This window comes from Liquorilactobacillus capillatus DSM 19910 (assembly GCF_001434915.1).
In the GTDB taxonomy this organism is placed as follows: Bacteria; Bacillota; Bacilli; order Lactobacillales; family Lactobacillaceae; genus Liquorilactobacillus; species Liquorilactobacillus capillatus.
In genome coordinates, this window is sequence record NZ_AZEF01000017.1 from 1 (window position 1) to 17667 (window position 17667).

Below are 17667 nucleotides of genomic sequence, written 5' to 3' on the forward strand. Positions count from 1 at the left end.
AAATCTGTCATTAGTAATAGAGAAATCTATTACCAACAACAGATATTGTAGAACCTTTATAATTTGTATTTCTTTTAAACTAATCTGTAATTACCTTAAAACGTTCATCATCTGCTAAATATTGCTTTTCACCAGCTGCAGCTTCAATTGATCCAAATGGCATTTCAGCACGTAAAACCCAACCTTCTGGCACATCAAAAGCTTCTCTGATCTGATCATCAATCAATGGATTATAATGCTGCAGGCTTGCTCCAATCTGGTTATCTGCTAAGGCTGTCCAAATGCTAAGTTGTGCTCCACCTAAGCCTTGTTCTGACCAGTCCTGAAAATTATCTGCATAAAGGCTAAATTGCTCTTTATTCTGGTCGACGATCCTTTGATCTGTAAATAATAAAATAGTTCCGAGTCCAGCCTTAAAACTAGTAATTTTTTCTTTTGTTTTTGCATAAGCTTGTGGATCTGGAACCTCTGTCTCTAATCTTTTAGCAACAATATCCCAGGCTTTTTCTGATGCTGTACCAAATAAAATAACAGCTTTAACTGATTGGTTATTAAAAGCTGTTGGAGATTCTCGTACAGCCTTTTTAACTAAAGTTACAATTTCATCTTCACTTACATTCATATTACGTCCTAGAGCATAGATAGTACGACGTTTTTTTAGTAAGTCAATATATTTTTCATTCATAAAGCATTCTCCTCTAGTGTTAAAATATTTTTAATGTTACATTTTTAATAACATGTTTATTATATTTATTTTTAGGTAACTTCTCAACCTTAAGTCTCACAAAAATTTTTAACAAAAAAAGAACAGGGTTAAAGTTATTCTTACCCCCATTCATTACTTACATCTCTATTTTACATATATTAAAAATCGACTTAGGCAGTATCAAGTTACTTATTATCTAAAGAATAATCCCCACGCTGTAATGAATAATCATTGTTAGGATTCCCACTACAAGGTTTCGTGAGATAGCCACCTTCACTAACCCATTACCTAACTTAGCACTTAGAAAACCAGTCAAAGAAACAGAAACACAGACCGCTAGAATCGTTGCCTGCCACTGATATGCTACTGGGCTTAATGTCATCGCTAATAGTGGGAATAGACCACCCGCTGCTGCTGAAAAAAGCGAAGAAACAGCTGCTTTCCAAGGATTCATGTAGTGTCCCAGCTTAAGACCGTGCTTAACATTAATTACTGTTTCAAGCGGCTTTTTTGTTATTAGATCTTCTGCGATTTCTTGAGCAGTTTTAGCTGTAACTCCACGCTTCATGTAATATTTCCGGACACTTTTAACTTCTAACGCACGGTTATTACCTAACAAACCGCGTTCCTCCATTACAGCTGCTTGTTCAGTATCTTTCTGGGCACTGACTGAAGCATATTCACCAGAAGCCATTGAAAAGGCACATGCCATCAGATCGGCTAAACCTGCAATAAAAATAGTGAACTGATTAGGCGTTGCAACAGCGACACTGAACAGAACCCCGACAACTGTCAAAATACCGTCATTTGAACCGAGAACTCCAGCTCGTAATGTATTTAATTTTTCATCCATTGTTTCATTCTTATCTATATCTTTTTTCTTTACTAATACATCCATCGTCTTATTGCTCCTCTCCACCATCTTAGCCTCCAATTAAACTCCCGATTACATATGTAACAACCATTGTCAAAATCCCCGCAACAACATTTCGCATAAGACCTTGTCGCCTATTAGCGTTACCCAGCATAGCTGCGCCGTAACCTGTAAAGGAAAGAGCTATAATAACGGCTGCAAAAGTTGCAATGATCCGAATATTAGTTGGAAATAATGATATTGCGAGTAATGGCAAAATTGATCCAAGCGGAAAAGCTATCATTGAAGCCATCGCAGCTGCGTATGGACTTGTAAATTCATCCACTTCAAAACCATAACGTTCACGTACCGTTGTCACTAATGCATCTTTCTCCATCATTTCCTTAGTTGCTTTTTCAGCTAGATGTTCATTAATTCCCTGTTTAAGGTAATTCTGTTTTACAAAATCAAACTCTTTATTATAGTTATCCTTTAATGCTTGTTTTTGTTGTATAACTGCACGTTTTTGTGCATCTTTTTGTGTATTGACAGAAACATATTCCCCCATTGCCATCGAAACTGTTCCAGCTAACATCCCCGCAATTCCAGAAATGAAGATAGCATAACTATTTGTTGTCGCTCCAGCTACACCAACTACGATTCCAGCAACTGATAGAATACCATCATTGGCTCCCATTACAGCTGCACGCATTATGTTAACACGTTGTGCCAAACTTTTTTCTCCCAAAACTGTCTCACCCTAACTATATTCTGTGTTAATTTAGAATCATTATAATCTAGTAATCATTATATTCTCTTGCTTGTAAAAAGTAAACTAATGCTTACCGTAATCTAATCTAATTGTTGTATAACCCAAAGGAATAGTTTATAAATACCTAATTTTTAATATTTATCAGCTTTTTTCTCATTATCCTTTCTACTAAGTACCGTCCATCTAATAGACCGTTTTTCAAAGTCAACTATCAACTCCTGACATAATATTCCAGTAGTGCTTGACACTACAGCTGTTGAATTATATAACTTAGCATGTATCAATCCTTCTTTGTGCCTATTGATACGCTAATTTCTTTGCGAGGTGGATATTATCAAAAATTCAATTCAGGTTCGCTTATTTGGCCTTGTCGGCGGACTACTCTTAAATGCTTTCGGTAACGGGCTCTGCATCTCAGGTAATGCTGGCAGTGGTCTGTGGACGGCCGCTGCCGTTAATTTAAACCGCCTTACCGGAACTAGTATTGGTGTTATTCTCTTCTCACTTGGGATGCTGAATATTATTGCCAATCAATTTCTTATTCATCATTGGGACCCTCGTCGCTTTATCGGCGAACTTTGTTTTATCTTTTTCTTTAGCTACTTTGTTAATATTTTTGCTCACTTCTTTAATCAGCTTGGAATTCCCACACTGCCGTTTCTTATTAGAGCCCTTATCTCATGTTCTGGCGTTATTTTATTTTGTATTGCTATTTCGCTTTACCAAAGAGCTAATATTTTTATGCATCCAAATGACGACACGACCAATCTACTGCGTTTCTTATATTTATCAGGTAATTCTACGGCAGCACAATTAGTTGATTTTATTGTTCCTATAGCAATTATTATTTTTTGCTTTGTTTCTTCCCAGCAGTTACATGCCGTAAACATTGCTACACTATTTTCCTTTTTGCTTAATGGCATCATTATTGCCGAAGCCGATCGTCTTATTTTCCCACAACTAAAACATAATTTTAAAAATGGAGAAGGCTATTAACATTTCCTTTCGTTACCATTTATTCTTTGTACTCTATTACTGCATTCAACTTCGAAAACGCTTATTATTTGTATGTCTCATAATAACTAGCTATAATCAGCGTGTAGGTATTAAATGATTTTGACAAAGAAAGGTGGTTCTTTTTATGTTAGAAACACAGTCATACCCTGAAACAATGAAGCAGCTTAATCAGCTTTTAGCTGACTTGACACAGTTACAGACAAATATTCAACAGACACATTGGTATATGCGCGGATCTGAATTCTTCCGTCTTCACCCTTTAATGGACGAGTACAAGGATCAGTTAGCTGGTCAATTAGACGAATTGGCTGAACGGCTAATCGCTCTGGGTGGTTCGCCAATTTCGACAACACATGAATTCATGGAAAATACTGGGCTTCCAGATGACAAAGTCTCTTTTGGTCAGTTCGACTTGTCTGAATTGATGCAGCGCTTATTAAAACAATTCAAGTATCTCCGTGATCAATATCAAAAGGGCATTAAGATTACAGATAAAGAACAAGATTTCCCAACACAAGATATGTTAAATGGTTACAAAGCTGAAACTGATAAGAATATCTGGATGATCAGTGCTTATCTTGACAAAGGGCCTTTAGCTGAATAGACCGTTAACCATTAAATTTAAAAAAATCGTTTCTACCAGATATCTTTTTAAGAAAACAAGCGCTTAGTAAACCGACCCCCAGAAGTTAGATTTTTGGTCTAACTTCTGGGGGTCGGTTCACCTCGCAGACTAATTTACTGCTACCTTTTATTTTTTTAATTAGTAAATCTAGACTTAATCAAATCAGAATGCCTCTTGGATTGGTATCTCCCCACTTCCAAGAGTATAACTTTTCTTATAAGTCGTTCGATTATCAATAACTGTCGCGATTACCGCCGCCACATCTTCACGGGGGATGCTGATCCGTCTATTAGATTGCGGATTCACTTCGATCATTCCGCTTCCTGGTACATTTGTGAGCATTCCTGGACGTAAAATAGTATAGTCTAGCTGTGTCCGCTGTAATTCCTCATCCGCATAATGTTTTGCAATTAGATAAGGCTGCAGCCCACTCTTAGCCCACACTTCACGGTTATCACTTCCGATTGAACTAACCATTACATAACGTTTAATTCCCGCGGCCTGTGCTGCGATCATTGATTTTACTGCTCCATCTAGGTCAATAAGCAAAGTTTGATCATCGCCTGTTTTTCCTCCTGATCCTGCAGAAAAAACAATTGCTTTCGCCTGACTCTTTCTAAACGCCGCCGCAATTTCCTTGATCGAGCTGGTTAAATCGAAAAGTAGTGGCTGAATAAAGTCAGTAGTTGGAAAGACTGCCGCTTGTTCCTTCCGCCGAAGACCCGCATAAACTTTTATTTTCTTAGTTGCTAGCTTAGAAACCAACATTTGGCCAATTTGTCCGTGAGCTCCAATTACAAAAACAGAATTCATAGAAATTCCCCCTCTTTAAGTTTCTTTATTAAGCATCAAAAAACATATTCCAACGGCATCATAGCACACTATTCTTCAGTACAGACACTATTCTGTTCACTAAATTAGTTTATAAAATAACAAAAAAGCTTATTTCGCAGAATTTTCAAAATAAGAATCCTTTGAAATAAGCTTTTATGATTAAGTATTCAGATCAATACTCAAATTTCAAACTAAGTTTCTCGTTGTCCCCATATAAACGTGTTCTATAAGTCAAAGTTTTTTGGCTAACTTTAAATTACCTGTAGTAAAAAGCATGCTATATTCGCAATTTCGAGTTAGCACTTAATTTTTAACGACTTTTCCTATCTTAAGGTGAGTATATTTATGCTTTGCTAAAATTAGTTTTAACCGACTTTGGTTCACTGCTACTCTTGGTTCGCCAATAAGAAGCAAGTATTGATCCCGAAATATTATGCCAAATACTGAATATCGTTGACGGAATTGCAGCCGCCGGAACGAAATATTTGATAGCCAGTGTTGCACCTAAACTTGAGTCCTGCATTCCAACTTCGAACGTTATCGCCTTTCTTTGTGGATCATGTAACTGAATCATTTTTGAAAAGAGATACCCTAATCCATAACCAGAAAGGTTATGCAAGATCACCACTGGAATAACCAATGCCGTTGCAGCAGTGAATAAATTATCATGATTGGCAGCAATAACGGCACCAACGATCATCAAAATAGCTACTTGCGACACTAATGGAAGAGTATGCGTGACCTTCTCAATCTTTTTGCCAAAGATCGAATGTAAAACAACCCCTAAAATAATCGGGAACAAAACAATTTTTACTGTGCTTAAAAACAAAGAAGCAGTTGGAATATCAATGTACTTGCCGGCAAAAAGAAGTAGCAGTCCTGGCAACGCAACAGGGGCCAATAATGTCGACAATGTCTCAATTGAAACATCCAAAGCAACATCTCCACCAGACAAATACGCCATCACACTTGATGATGTTCCACTTGGACATGACCCTACTAAGATCACGCCAGCAGCAGTCGCCCCTTTTAACTGAAAAATCAGACACAGTACCCACGCTAATGTTGGCATTATTACGTAATGTGCGACTGTTCCCGCAATTACAGGCAAAGGCTTTTTAGCAATCCTCTCAAAATCATCAATTTTCAAAGTTAGTCCCATTCCAAATAAAATTATTCCTAATAAATAAGAAATGTTTGGAACAAGCCATAAACTGGCTTGGGGCACTGCATAGTTGAAAGCAGCCCATAGCACTACCAAAAGCGTAAACCACCGTCCAATTAGTTTCCCTAATCTCTCTACTTTGCTCATTTTCTCTTCCTCTCTTACTAAACATCGCCTATTACCTAACTATTTGGTTTCTTTTTCATGACAGAGACACTTCTCATCACAAACATACTCATGCTTATCTTTTTTATTTTGTTCTTCTGCAACTCCAAAAAGTTCATCTGCACCACGCATTATTCCACCAGTATTGGCTGAAGTAACCAAGTACTGATAACGTGCAAGATAACCCATTCGTACTTTAGGCTGAAATGGTTTAAGGCCTTTTCTTCTTTCTGCAAACTCCTGTTGGCTGACTGCGACATCCAAAGTTCTCTTTTCAAGATCAATTGTAATCTGATCCCCATCCTTGATCAGGGCAATTTCACCGCCGGCTGCAGCTTCGGGTGAAACATGACCTACACAGATTCCATGGGTTGCACCTGAAAAGCGACCATCAGTTATCAATGCAACTGTCCTTCCTAATCCACGTCCGATGATATCCGAAGTTGGATTCAGCATCTCAGGCATTCCTGGACCGCCTTTAGGTCCTTCGTAACGAATAACAACTACATCTCCAGCCTTGACAGATCCATTATCGATTCCCGCGACTGCATCATCATGTGAATCAAAACAGATTGCCTTACCAACAAATTTTTTGATATCTGGGTCAACACCCGCAACCTTAATTACTGAACCATCTTTGGCAATATTTCCATAAAGAATCGACAATCCTCCTTGATCGGAATATGGATTGTCAAGTGGTCTAATAACCTCAGGATTCAAGGTATGTGCTCCGGCAACATTTTCGCGAATTGTCTTACCCGTAATCGTTGGTCGATCTGGATGAAGAATGCCGCCCTTTTCGATTAATTCATTCATGATAGCAGGTATTCCGCCTGCATTGTGCACATCTTCCATTGTCCATGAAGATGAAGGTACGATTTTAGCCAAATGTGGTGTCTTTTTAGCAATCTCATTAATTTCACGTTCACTGTAATCAATTCCTGCTTCGTGAGCAATTGCGAGACCATGTAAAACAGTATTAGTTGAACCACCCATCGCCATGTCAAGTGCAAAACTGTCGTCAAATGCTGCTTTTGTCATAATATCTCGTGGTTTAACATTATGCTCAACGTTGTACATAACTTGTCTAGCTGCTTGCCGCACTAGTTCACGGCGCTCTTTAGACACTGCAAGTGTCGTCCCATTATATGGTAAAGCCATTCCCATCGCTTCCATCAATGAGTTCATTGAATTAGCCGTATACATTCCTGCACAGGACCCGCAACCAGGACAAGCATTCTGTTCTAACTCAAGGAAATCCTCTTTGCTCATTTTGCCATCCTTGAAAGCCCCGACAGCCTCAAACACAGTTGATAAAGTTGCTGCTTTACCATTAGGATCAAGTCCAGCCTTCATTGGTCCCCCTGAGACAAAGGCCGCTGGAACATTCGTCCGTGCTGCGGCCATCAACATTCCGGGTGTGATCTTGTCACAATTAGGCATGAACAAAACTCCATCAAACCAATGAGCATTAATAACTGTTTCTGCCGAATCAGCAATAATTTCCCGACTTGGTAGCGAATAACGCATCCCAATATGCCCCATCGCAATTCCATCATCAACGCCAATTGTGTTGAACTCAAAGGGTACCCCACCTGCCTTACGGATTTCATCTTTGGCAATTTCAGCCAGTTCACGTAAATGAACATGTCCAGGAACAATTTCGATGTACGAATTTGCAATCGCGATAAAGGGCTTTTTCATATCTGCTGGATCTTTTACTTGACCTGTCGCATACAACAAACTTCTACCAGGTGCGCGATCTGTTCCTTCAGTAATCGTGTCACTTCTTTTCTTTAATTCATCTCCACTGATCGAAAAATTTAAAGTATTACTCATTTTTTAGTTCCTCATTTCTTTTATTTTTTCCATTCTTACTATATTCATCAGCAATATTTAGCCGCCATCGCTTCAATCTCTATTTTGGCATCCGCTGGCAATGCTTGAACACCAACAGCTGAACGGGCTGGCAGCAGGGGTGCCGACTTAAAAAATTCTGCGTACACCTCATTGACTCTAGCGAAATCGGCAATATTGGTCATAAAAACTGTAACTTTGACAATATCATCAACACCAAGCCCATCAGCATTTACAATCGCTTTTATGTTTTGCAGCGCTTGTTTTGCTTGTTCCACAACGTCTAGCCCTACCAACTTTCCTTTCTGAGGATCAATACCTATCTGTCCTGAACAATAGAGGACTTTGTTAACCTCCAATCCCTGAGAGTACGGGCCAAGTGCATTTGGTGCCATGTCAGTCGTTATCGTTTTTTTCATTATATATACCTCCTTTTGCTAGACTAACTTATTGTGGATAGACAATAACTCTTTTTTTATCATTAGTGACCAATTCGATTGGTTCTCCGTAAAAACTGGTTAGACTTTCTTTGCTTAACAGCTCCGTTCGCTTGCCTTCCTTATAAATACTTCCGTCTTTTAAAAACATAACATTATCAAAACACGGCAACAGTTCTTCTGTATAATGAGAAACCATCAGTAAGGCCGGACTATTGGGGGCCTGTGTAATCTTCTGAATTTTTGCAAGCAATCTTTCACGAGCAAAAAGGTCCAACCCGTTACAAGGTTCATCTAAAATCAATAATTTCGGTCGAGCCATCAAAGCTCGAGCAATTAAAACAAGCTGTCTCTCTCCCTGTGATAGAACCCGATATGGTTTGCCTAGCAGCTTAGCTCCGCCCAGTTTAGTTATCCGTTCTTTAGCCTCTTGCATCTCCTGTTTTGAATAACGTTCATATAATCCAATACTTGCAAATTTTCCAGAAAGGACTATTTCCTCAACTAGATCTCCAGGATGAAGCCAATCCTGCAAAGCAGTGCTCACCCAACCGATCTTCTTTTTTAGATTAGGGATATTAGTATGACCAAAAAGGCCTCCAAGTACTTCAAGACTTCCTTGCGAAGGCCACACATCACCATGAATCATCTTCAGCATGGTCGTTTTACCCGCTCCATTCAGTCCTAAAATAGCCCAATTTTCTTTATTTTTGATCGTCCAGTTGATGTTTTTTAAAATCTGTCTCTCTCCCTTTATCAAAGAGACATTTTTAAAAGATAAAATATTTTGCATTCATTGAACTCCCCTCGTAAGATTTGGTTGTTATAGCTTTTCACTACATATGATTAAACCATCATCTCATATAGCATTTGGTTTTCTTTCAAGTCAATATAATAAGGATCAAACTGACCTAGCCTCAAGCGAAGCTGTTTAATATTATTTTTATCACCCAATCTAATACCGATCAAAACGGGACCTTTTCCACGATTCACTTTTTTAGTATATTCAAATTTTGTAATATCGTCGTCTTTATTCAAAACGTAATTAACTACTTCTCGCAGTGCACCCGGTCTTTGCGGAAAATTCACAATAAAATAATGCTGATAGCCCTCATAAACCAACGATCTTTCTTTGATCTCCTGCATCCGATCAATATCATTATTCCCACCGCTGATTACACAAACAACCGTTTTACCTACTATTTCTTCGCGTTGGTCTTCCAAAGCAGCTACACTCAGTGCTCCCGCTGGTTCAGCAACAATTGCCTCTTTGCTGTATAATTCCAAAATAGTCGTGCAAACATGCCCTTCGGCAACATTGACCATTTTGTCTACATATTCCTTAGCATTGTTATAGGTCAATGTTCCTACTGTTTTAACAGCTGCACCATCAACAAATTTATCAACTTTAGCAAGTGTCACAGGGTGTCCGCGTTTAAATGCTTCCGCCATTGAAGCCGCACCTGTAGGTTCAACTCCTACCACTTTCGTTTGTGGACTGATGTTTTTGGTATATGCAGACAACCCGCTGATAAGTCCCCCGCCCCCGACTGCAGCAAATAAGTAATCAACTTCCATATCCTGTGAACGTGCCTCATCGAAAACCTCATACGCGATAGTTCCTTGTCCCGCAATTGTACGTTTGTCATTAAAAGGAGCAATAAAAGTCAACTTGTTTTTTTCGCAAAAGTCGGTTGCTGCCTGTGCAGATGCATCAAATGTATCCCCTATCAGTTTGATCGTCGTCTCGTCTCCTCCAAAAAATCTAACCTGCTCAACTTTTTGACGTGGTGTTGTTGTTGGCATAAAGATTACAGCTGGTATTTTCATTTTGTGGCATGTCCAAGCCACTCCTTGTGCATGATTGCCTGCACTAGCACAAACAATTCCCTTTTGACGATCAGCTTGGGGTGTTTGCGAAATCGCATAATATGCACCACGTATTTTAAAAGATCTGACTACTTGAAGATCCTCTCTTTTGAGATAAACGTGACATTTGTACTTTTGAGATAAATATGTGTCGTACTGGAGCGGTGTACGCTTAATAATTGGATGCAACACCTCATACGCTTCGTCGATATCTTCTTTTCCTAATAGTTCTCTTTTAGTCATTACATCCATTAACGCCACCACCTTTTAAATAATTTATTGTATTATGTATGATGAAAAGCGGAATACGCGCCCCGCGATCCAAATTTGGATTGAGGTTCCTTTATTTCGCTTTTCTGATATATCTTTTAAAACTAGTCGCTATATTTGTCAGCTTTACTTACGAATGGCATTTTAGTCCGTAATTCATCCCCGACTTTTTGCAATTCTGATTTTTCCATTTCTGCACGGTACTTGTACAGCTTCTTGAATCCACCACGGTATTCATCCATAAATTCTTTGGCAAATGTTCCATCTTGGATTTCTTTAAGATTGCGCTTCATTGCTTCTTTTGATTCACTGTTGATTACGCGAGGTCCTCTTGTGTAGGAACCATATTCAGAAGTATTTGAGCAATCATTATACATTTTTGCAAAACCACCCTCATAGATCAAATCACAGATAAGTTTCATCTCATGATCTACTTCAAAGAAAGCCAATTCTGGTGAGTAACCAGCTTCTGTTAATACTTCGAACCCTGTTTCGATCAAAGATGTTATTCCACCCATCAAGACATTTTGTTCACCAAATAAGTCTTCATCAGTTTCTTCTTTAAAGGTTGTCTTCAAAAGACCTACTCGAGCAGCGCCGTTTGCTTTAGCAAATTCTTTAGCCAAATCTTCAGCATGCCCAGATGCATCTTGATAAGTAGCATAGAGAGCTGGGACACCTGAACCTTCCATGTATGTACGACGGCATAAGTTACCTGGTCCTTTAGGAGCCATCATTACAACATCTACATCTTTAGGTGCAACAATTTCCTTATAATAAGCATTGAAACCATGTGAGAAGCCAAGTACATTTCCCGCTTCCAAATTATCAGCAACTTCTGCCTTATAAACATCAGACATAACTTCATCTGGAGTTAACATCTGTACCCAATCAGCCTTTTTAGCTGCTTCTGCAACAGAATAAACCTCAAAACCATCTTTTTTAGCTTTGTCAAAGGACTTCCCTGGACGGATACCAATGATGACATCGACACCTGAGTCACGTAAGTTGTTAGCTTGGGCGTGCCCTTGGGCACCATAACCGATAAAGGCAACTTTCTTATTCTTCATATAATTTGTCGTAACATCTTTTTCATATAACATTTCTACTGTCATTGTAATAACCTCCATTTTTTCTTTTACATACGTTTATTAGTCAAAAAGCTTTAATATTGCCTAAAAAATGTGTACAATACATCTGATTAATCTTTTTCTACATCAGTTACTAGTTAGTACCTGAATTTTTTGTGAAATCATCCGTGCACCAGTTCACGCTTAAAACGTCTATCTGTTTAGCAATCACTCTTTTTAGATGTTCGCGTTCTTGGGCTTGAGCAACATAAATTCTGAATTTTGCTACCGCTAACTGGTTATCTGGTGTTGAAGCAATTAAGGCACTTTCAATATTGATATTTCTTCGTGTCAGCAACCCGGTAAGACGATTTAGAACGCCTACCCTATTCTTCATTTTGCATTCAATTATTTCATGCATTTAATCGACCCCTAACATAACTTGATTGGGCTGACCTGGAGCAATCATTGGGTAAACCTGTTCAAGCTCGGGAATATCTGCCTCCACCAAGGCACTTTCGTTCTTTGCAAAAACATCTGCCAATGTTTTACGCCAAGACTTAGGAGAAAGCTTTACACTTTTGATTCCGTATGCATGAGCTAGCTTAATGAAATTAGGTTGACCGCTGAATATCGTTTGAGAGCGCCTTTTTTCGTAGAATAAATCCTGCCATTGGCGTACCATCCCAAGTGCTTTGTTATTCAAAATAATTATCTTGATGTTCAATTTGTACTCTCTGATAACATCAAGTTCTTCCACTGTCATCTGTATTCCACCATCACCTACAAATAAAACTACTTCTTTTTCGGGAACTGCCAACTTAGCACCGATAGCTGCCGGCAGGCCAAACCCCATTGTACCCAATCCACCGCTAGTAATTATCTGTCGCGGTCTTTTAAAGGGATAGTACTGTGCTGCCCACATTTGGTGCTGCCCAACATCGGTAACGATGGTTGCATCCCCAGCAGTTAGCCTGCCAACTTCTTCAATCACTGCTTGTGGTTTGATCTGTTTCTCATTTGTTTCATAATTTTGCGGGTGCTGTTGTCTCCAATCAGTCAGTTGCTGCAGCCATTCTTTATGTTCTTGCCTAGTCCTAGTCTTTGCATTGCTTGTTAACCAATCCAAAGCCTTTCTTGCATCTGCTCTAACTGGAAACTCTGTTGTAATGACTTTTCCTAGTTCAGATTCATCTATATCGATATGTGCTATTCGTGCATTTGGTGCAAACTCGGCGGCATTAGTTGCCAGCCGATCATCAAAACGAGACCCGATATTCAAGAGAAAATCACATTCATAAAATGCCATGTTGGCTTGGTAGGTTCCGTGCATCCCACCCATCCCCAAGAAAAGAGAATCATTAGCCGGCAGCACACCTAAACTTACTAATGTCGAAACTACAGGAAAGTTGAATTCATGTACAAATTCCCTGAGCTCTGGTACCGCATCTGCTGCAATCACACCGCCCCCAGCAAGGACCAACGGTTTTTTTGCTTGTAAAAGTGCCTCGTGAATGCTTGAAAGCATGGCTTCATCAAGTTTTTCCTCTTGTTGAATACTGTATAGTGCATCAGTCTTACCATCGTCTTTATCACTAGTTGAATCCGAGGCCACATTTTTGGGAAGGTCAATGACAACCGGACCAGATCGCCCACTGACGGCAACTGCAAACGCCTCTTCTATAACTTTAGGAAGATTTTTAACGTCATGTACCTGATAATTTTGTTTTGTAACTGGTGCAGTTATGCTTAAAATATCTACTTCTTGGAAAGCATCTTTTCCAATGGCAGCACAGCCGACTTGACCCGTAAAAACAACCAGTGGGATTGAATCGAGCATTGCATCTGCAATCCCTGTTATTGCGTTGGTAGCACCGGGGCCAGAGGTCACAAACACAACTCCGATTTTTCCTGTTGCTTTGGCATACCCTTCAGCCGCATGAACCGCACCTTGCTCATGCCGGACAAGAATGTTGTCAAATGATTGCCGATAAACTGCATCATAGAGCGGCAATACAGCTCCACCTGGATAACCGAAAACTAGTTCTACCCCCTGCTGCCCTAATGTTTCAAGTAAAACATCTGAACCTGTTGCCAGGTCATCCTCTTTTAACTGATCCTTTTTGTTGTGTTCTGCCAACATGGTTTCACCTCCTCTTGAAAACCAGACCTACCTTTGATGTTTTGGAAATCCTTTCACATCAATTTCTCCTACTTAATCAGATTAGGCACCACCCCCTTTAATTTTTTCTAAAAGCACTTATTTTTCCAAAAATAAAAGCATCCATCTTAACGATGGATGCTAAAAAAATCCACCGCTCTAATTTCTTAGCGCGGTGTGATTTATTCCTCGGGTTGCTAACTCAAAGTAGCCCAGGCATTAAATCACACTCGCGCATGATAATAATGACTAGGACAATTAGTACGATAACGTTTGGTAATACTCTCACAACTAATCGATCATTACATGAACTCATGTGATCTAACCCCTCTCTTTTAATTTTTATATTCGGATATTTTTAGAAAAAAACCTCTTGTTCAGTATGAAAACCGCAAACCGAACAATATTCATCATTGGGAGTAAGCGCTCCGCAGTTAACACAAATGTTAACTTCTACTTCTTTCTTCTCAGAACTGAAAATAAGTTGCGTGCCACAATTAGAACAGTATCTCCCAACAGTAACCTTAACCCCACAGCTCTGACAAGTGACCATATCATATGCCAACTTCATAAACATCCCTCCGAACAATTATCTGACAACAGATAATACCGACATGTTACAGAATGCTATAACAGTTGCTGATTCGTTTTTTGCCGAAAACAATAAAACGTCTCTCAAGCTCCTGCCTCATCAAAGCATGAGTTTCTTTCATGTGTGCAATACTACACTCTGATTTTAATGCTGTCAACATCTTTTTTTAATAAAAACCCCTTTGTTTTTAGGTTGTACACAACTTTTTTATTATTTTTATTCTTTTGTATTAATTCTAAATAATCCTTTAAAATACTTTTTTAAGGTCCATATAATGTAGTTTTCCAAAAAAAGATACCCATTAATTATCTTTTATTAATTATTTTCATAAGTTTACTGTTGACAAATAAGTTTTCACAGCTGTATAGTTACAAACATATTAAAAAAGACTAAGAGGAGCATAAAATAATGATGACTACCAATACTAACATTCAAATTATTATTCTCAGCGCGATTATTAATTGATGCGGGCTGTATTTTGAAATGTCCGCAGTTAGCGGACAGTGTTGGTTAAGCCAGAAGCTGTCAAACAGCTTCCGGCTTTTTTCTTTGCCTTATCCGTTGGGGGGTGTTAAAAAGCAAAAAAATATGATATCACAAAATTTTATTTTAGGAGGATCTTTATGGATACTACAAATCATTTGAACAGTGAGCTCAAAGGTACTAAAGTTTTCGAACGTGACTCAGTTAAAACCGTTATGTTTGCATCAATGATTGGAACCGCAATAGAGTTTTTTGATTTTTATGCTTATGGAACTGCAGCTGCAGCTTACTTTCCCAAAGTCTTTTTCCCTGAGGTTACACCCGCAATCGCAACAATTCTAAGTTTACTGACTTTCGGTGTCGCCTTCATTGCGCGACCTCTAGGATCTTTTGTCTTCGGACATTTTGGTGACAAGATCGGTCGTAAACGGACACTTGTCGTTTCACTGCTATTAATGGGAATCTCAACCGTCTTGATTGGATTGCTTCCTAGTTACGCTACTTTAGGGTTGACTGCTGTTCTCCTACTTTGTACTTGTCGTTTCGTTCAAGGAATTGGTCTAGGTGGTGAATGGTCTGGTGCAGCACTCGTTGCCACTGAAAATGCTCCTGCAAATAAACGTGCTCTGTACGGTGCATTTCCTGAGCTTGGTGCACCATTAGGTTTCTTCTTAAGCAATGGATTATTTTTCTTACTTGAATCATTTTTAACGCCCGCACAAATGCTTAGTTATGGGTGGCGTGTTCCTTTCTTAGCTTCTTCTGTTTTAGTTCTTGTCGGTTTCTGGGTTCGCGAACGAATGCAAGAAACTCCTCTATTCCGGTTAGCCCAAGAAAAAAATGAAGTTACTAAATCACCTTTAAAAGTCGTTTTCAAAACTAGTTGGCGTCAAATAATCCAGGGAACTTTTATTGTTTCTGTTACCTACACACTTTTTTATACCTTAGCAACATGGTCTCTAACATATGCTACTGCTAAACTTGGATTTACAAACCAAGAATACTTGTTTATGTTGATGGGTTCAATCGTCGTCTTTGCCGCACTGATCGTCCTATCTTCAAAACTCGCTGATACTTGGGGGCGCAAGCGTACATTGATGATTTCATCAACAGCCTTAGTTATTTTTGCCTTTCTTTTCCCATACTTACTTCAAGGTCAACGTAATTTTGTCAGTGTTTCATTATTCCTTGTTATCGGTTTTGTATTAATGGGCATCGCCTTTGGACCTGTTGGAGCTCTTTTGCCAGAATTATTTTCAACAAAAGTTCGCTATTCCGGTTCAGGAATCGCTTACAATTTGGCAGCGATTGTTGGAGCAGCTTTTACACCCACCATTGCAACTTGGTTAGCTGAAAACTGGGGTATCCGCTCTGTTGGGATCTATCTAGCAGTTATGGCTGTTGCTTGTTTAGTGTCTCTTGTAACAATTAAAGAAACAAAGTTAATCGATTTTTCAAAATAACATAATCTGTAAAATATATAACATCTGTCTGTGAAACTTGCCTATTAATAGAGAATTGTGAATATGGGTAATTCTATAAGCAGATGAGATAGGAACTACTCAAATCTTATTTTTTCTCTACCTTTTAATTTTTTAAATAATATTGCTAATTTTGTCATACTATTTGCCGTTAATACATTTTCAACTTCATTCCAAGTTACTAAAATCATTTAAATGGTAAATAAGATTTTCCAAGTAATTTGATTATTGGTATAGAAAGCAGCTCTGGGAATCGAAACACAATTTCTCAGAGCTGCTTTCTTAGCATCTACACCTTTTATCCCAGATTCAATCTCGTCTTTTTATGTTATTTCAAATTTAAATGTTCAACGCTTAAAATATTTATAGCTTTTCAATCAAAATATCTAATTTGTTGCATCAGCTGTTGCACATTTTGTGAGTAACTCTGCCCAAACTTATTCAAGTGAACCATCAAATAATATAAGCGATAGAAGTCAAAACGCCTTTCATAGCCTTTCTCAAGCGGCATCTCTTTTTTGTACGCACGGTAAAACTCATCACTAAAGCCACCAAAAACAGTTGTGAGTGCTAAATCAAATTCACGGTCACCATAAAACGCTGCCGGGTCAATCAGGGCTGGTCGTCCATTTGCTAAGAACATATAATTACCACTCCAAAGATCACCGTGTAGTAAAACCGGCCTGCTGTTATGTTCTGCCAGACTTTCCACAATGATTTTACGGACATTTTGGTAAACTGTGATCTCATCAGTCTGCCACAATCCTTGATATTGCAGGGCTTGTGCTAATGGGTCTAGGCGCTGTTTTAGAAATAAGCTACTCCACGAATCTGTCCAGTCATTCTTAAAGGAAATACTCGTTCCGGCATATGGAAAGTCAAACCCAAATTTTCCGGTTGAGCTTTGATGTCGATGTAAATGGGCAACTAGCCTTCCCAAATCAGCCTGTTTGCCATACCCTTGCTCTAAGTAATTAAGCAGCAGGTACGCATCCCCTGCAATCGTTCCACTGCTGATAACACGTGGAGCACAAACTCCTGCTTGCGCAAAAGCTTGCAAACCGGCAATTTCCCCCGCATAAAAAGTTTGGTCATGGTATGGCTGAACTAATAAAAAGTACTGCTTATCAGCAATATCAAGCCGATATGCTTGATTAACATCCCCACCACTCACAGGAGTCGCCTGTATGGGTCCTGTAAGCGGAAGTTGTTCTAACCATTTCTTTTCCACTCGACTACACTCTCCCCTTTTCACCAAATAACGATCTCATTTTTATTATAGATTTTTTCATAACGGTCTGGTACTAATA

General features: G+C 38.9%; 17 protein-coding genes. 3 read left to right on the top strand and 14 right to left on the bottom strand.

The genetic code is table 11. The features are described 5' to 3' along the window. Positions 1–79: 79 nt before the first annotated feature. From FC81_RS04325 to FC81_RS04335, 3 genes are all read right to left on the bottom strand, one after another. A complete protein-coding gene (locus tag FC81_RS04325) occupies positions 80–685 on the bottom strand; it encodes a nitroreductase family protein (protein ID WP_057743367.1) in 606 nt (201 codons plus the stop codon). A gap of 217 nt (positions 686–902) precedes the next feature. Beyond that, on the bottom strand, positions 903–1604 hold the full coding sequence (locus FC81_RS04330) for a VIT1/CCC1 transporter family protein (protein ID WP_057743437.1): 702 nt from the start codon (positions 1602–1604) through the stop codon (positions 903–905). Positions 1605–1629: 25 nt separating this feature from the next. Continuing rightward, a complete protein-coding gene (locus FC81_RS04335; protein WP_057743440.1) occupies positions 1630–2271 on the bottom strand; it encodes a VIT1/CCC1 transporter family protein in 642 nt (213 codons plus the stop codon). A 393-nt stretch (positions 2272–2664) separates the two neighbouring features. On the opposite strand from FC81_RS04335, the gene FC81_RS04340 reads away from it, so the two are divergent. Next, positions 2665–3327, top strand: coding sequence for a DUF6198 family protein (locus FC81_RS04340; protein ID WP_420806341.1), 663 nt, complete (start codon positions 2665–2667; stop codon positions 3325–3327). A 145-nt stretch (positions 3328–3472) separates the two neighbouring features. Next, positions 3473–3952, top strand: a complete 480-nt coding sequence (locus tag FC81_RS04345) for a Dps family protein (RefSeq protein ID WP_057743369.1) — start codon at positions 3473–3475, stop codon at positions 3950–3952. Between the two features lie 183 nt (positions 3953–4135). On the opposite strand, the gene FC81_RS04350 is transcribed toward FC81_RS04345, so the two are convergent. The 10 genes from FC81_RS04350 to FC81_RS04395 form a co-directional block, all read right to left on the bottom strand. Then, positions 4136–4786 (bottom strand): SDR family oxidoreductase, encoded by a 651-nt coding sequence (locus FC81_RS04350; protein ID WP_057743372.1) that lies wholly within the window; start codon positions 4784–4786, stop codon positions 4136–4138. A 364-nt stretch (positions 4787–5150) separates the two neighbouring features. Next, positions 5151–6119, bottom strand: coding sequence for a bile acid:sodium symporter family protein (locus FC81_RS04355; RefSeq protein ID WP_057743374.1), 969 nt, complete (start codon positions 6117–6119; stop codon positions 5151–5153). Between the two features lie 39 nt (positions 6120–6158). After that, positions 6159–7976 carry a dihydroxy-acid dehydratase gene (ilvD, locus tag FC81_RS04360; protein ID WP_083478755.1) on the bottom strand — a complete coding sequence of 606 codons (1818 nt, stop codon included), beginning with the start codon at positions 7974–7976 and terminating at the stop codon, positions 6159–6161. Between the two features lie 47 nt (positions 7977–8023). Continuing rightward, positions 8024–8413, bottom strand: coding sequence for a RidA family protein (locus FC81_RS04365; protein ID WP_057743377.1), 390 nt, complete (start codon positions 8411–8413; stop codon positions 8024–8026). Between the two features lie 28 nt (positions 8414–8441). Further along, entirely contained in the window at positions 8442–9224 is a 783-nt protein-coding gene (locus tag FC81_RS04370; protein WP_057743379.1) for an ABC transporter ATP-binding protein, read from the bottom strand. 53 nt (positions 9225–9277) lie between these two features. Further along, positions 9278–10552 carry a threonine ammonia-lyase IlvA gene (gene ilvA / locus FC81_RS04375; RefSeq protein WP_057743381.1) on the bottom strand — a complete coding sequence of 425 codons (1275 nt, stop codon included), beginning with the start codon at positions 10550–10552 and terminating at the stop codon, positions 9278–9280. 122 nt (positions 10553–10674) lie between these two features. Beyond that, positions 10675–11685: a ketol-acid reductoisomerase gene (gene ilvC / locus FC81_RS04380; protein WP_057743384.1), complete on the bottom strand. Its 1011-nt coding sequence runs from the start codon at positions 11683–11685 to the stop codon at positions 10675–10677. Positions 11686–11794: 109 nt separating this feature from the next. Beyond that, a complete protein-coding gene (locus FC81_RS04385) occupies positions 11795–12061 on the bottom strand; it encodes an ACT domain-containing protein (protein WP_057743386.1) in 267 nt (88 codons plus the stop codon). Further along, entirely contained in the window at positions 12062–13783 is a 1722-nt protein-coding gene (ilvB, locus tag FC81_RS04390; protein ID WP_057743389.1) for a biosynthetic-type acetolactate synthase large subunit, read from the bottom strand. Positions 13784–14159: 376 nt separating this feature from the next. After that, a complete protein-coding gene (locus FC81_RS04395; protein ID WP_057743392.1) occupies positions 14160–14372 on the bottom strand; it encodes a zinc ribbon domain-containing protein in 213 nt (70 codons plus the stop codon). A 644-nt stretch (positions 14373–15016) separates the two neighbouring features. On the opposite strand from FC81_RS04395, the gene FC81_RS04400 reads away from it, so the two are divergent. Then, positions 15017–16339, top strand: a complete 1323-nt coding sequence (locus FC81_RS04400; protein WP_057743395.1) for an MFS transporter — start codon at positions 15017–15019, stop codon at positions 16337–16339. Positions 16340–16730: 391 nt separating this feature from the next. Here the strand turns inward: FC81_RS04400 and FC81_RS04405 are convergent, their stop codons facing one another. Beyond that, the gene (locus tag FC81_RS04405) at positions 16731–17588 is read right to left on the bottom strand and encodes a fructosamine kinase family protein (RefSeq protein ID WP_057743397.1); all 858 of its coding nucleotides are present in this window, start codon (positions 17586–17588) and stop codon (positions 16731–16733) included. Between the last annotated feature and the right edge of the window lie 79 nt (positions 17589–17667).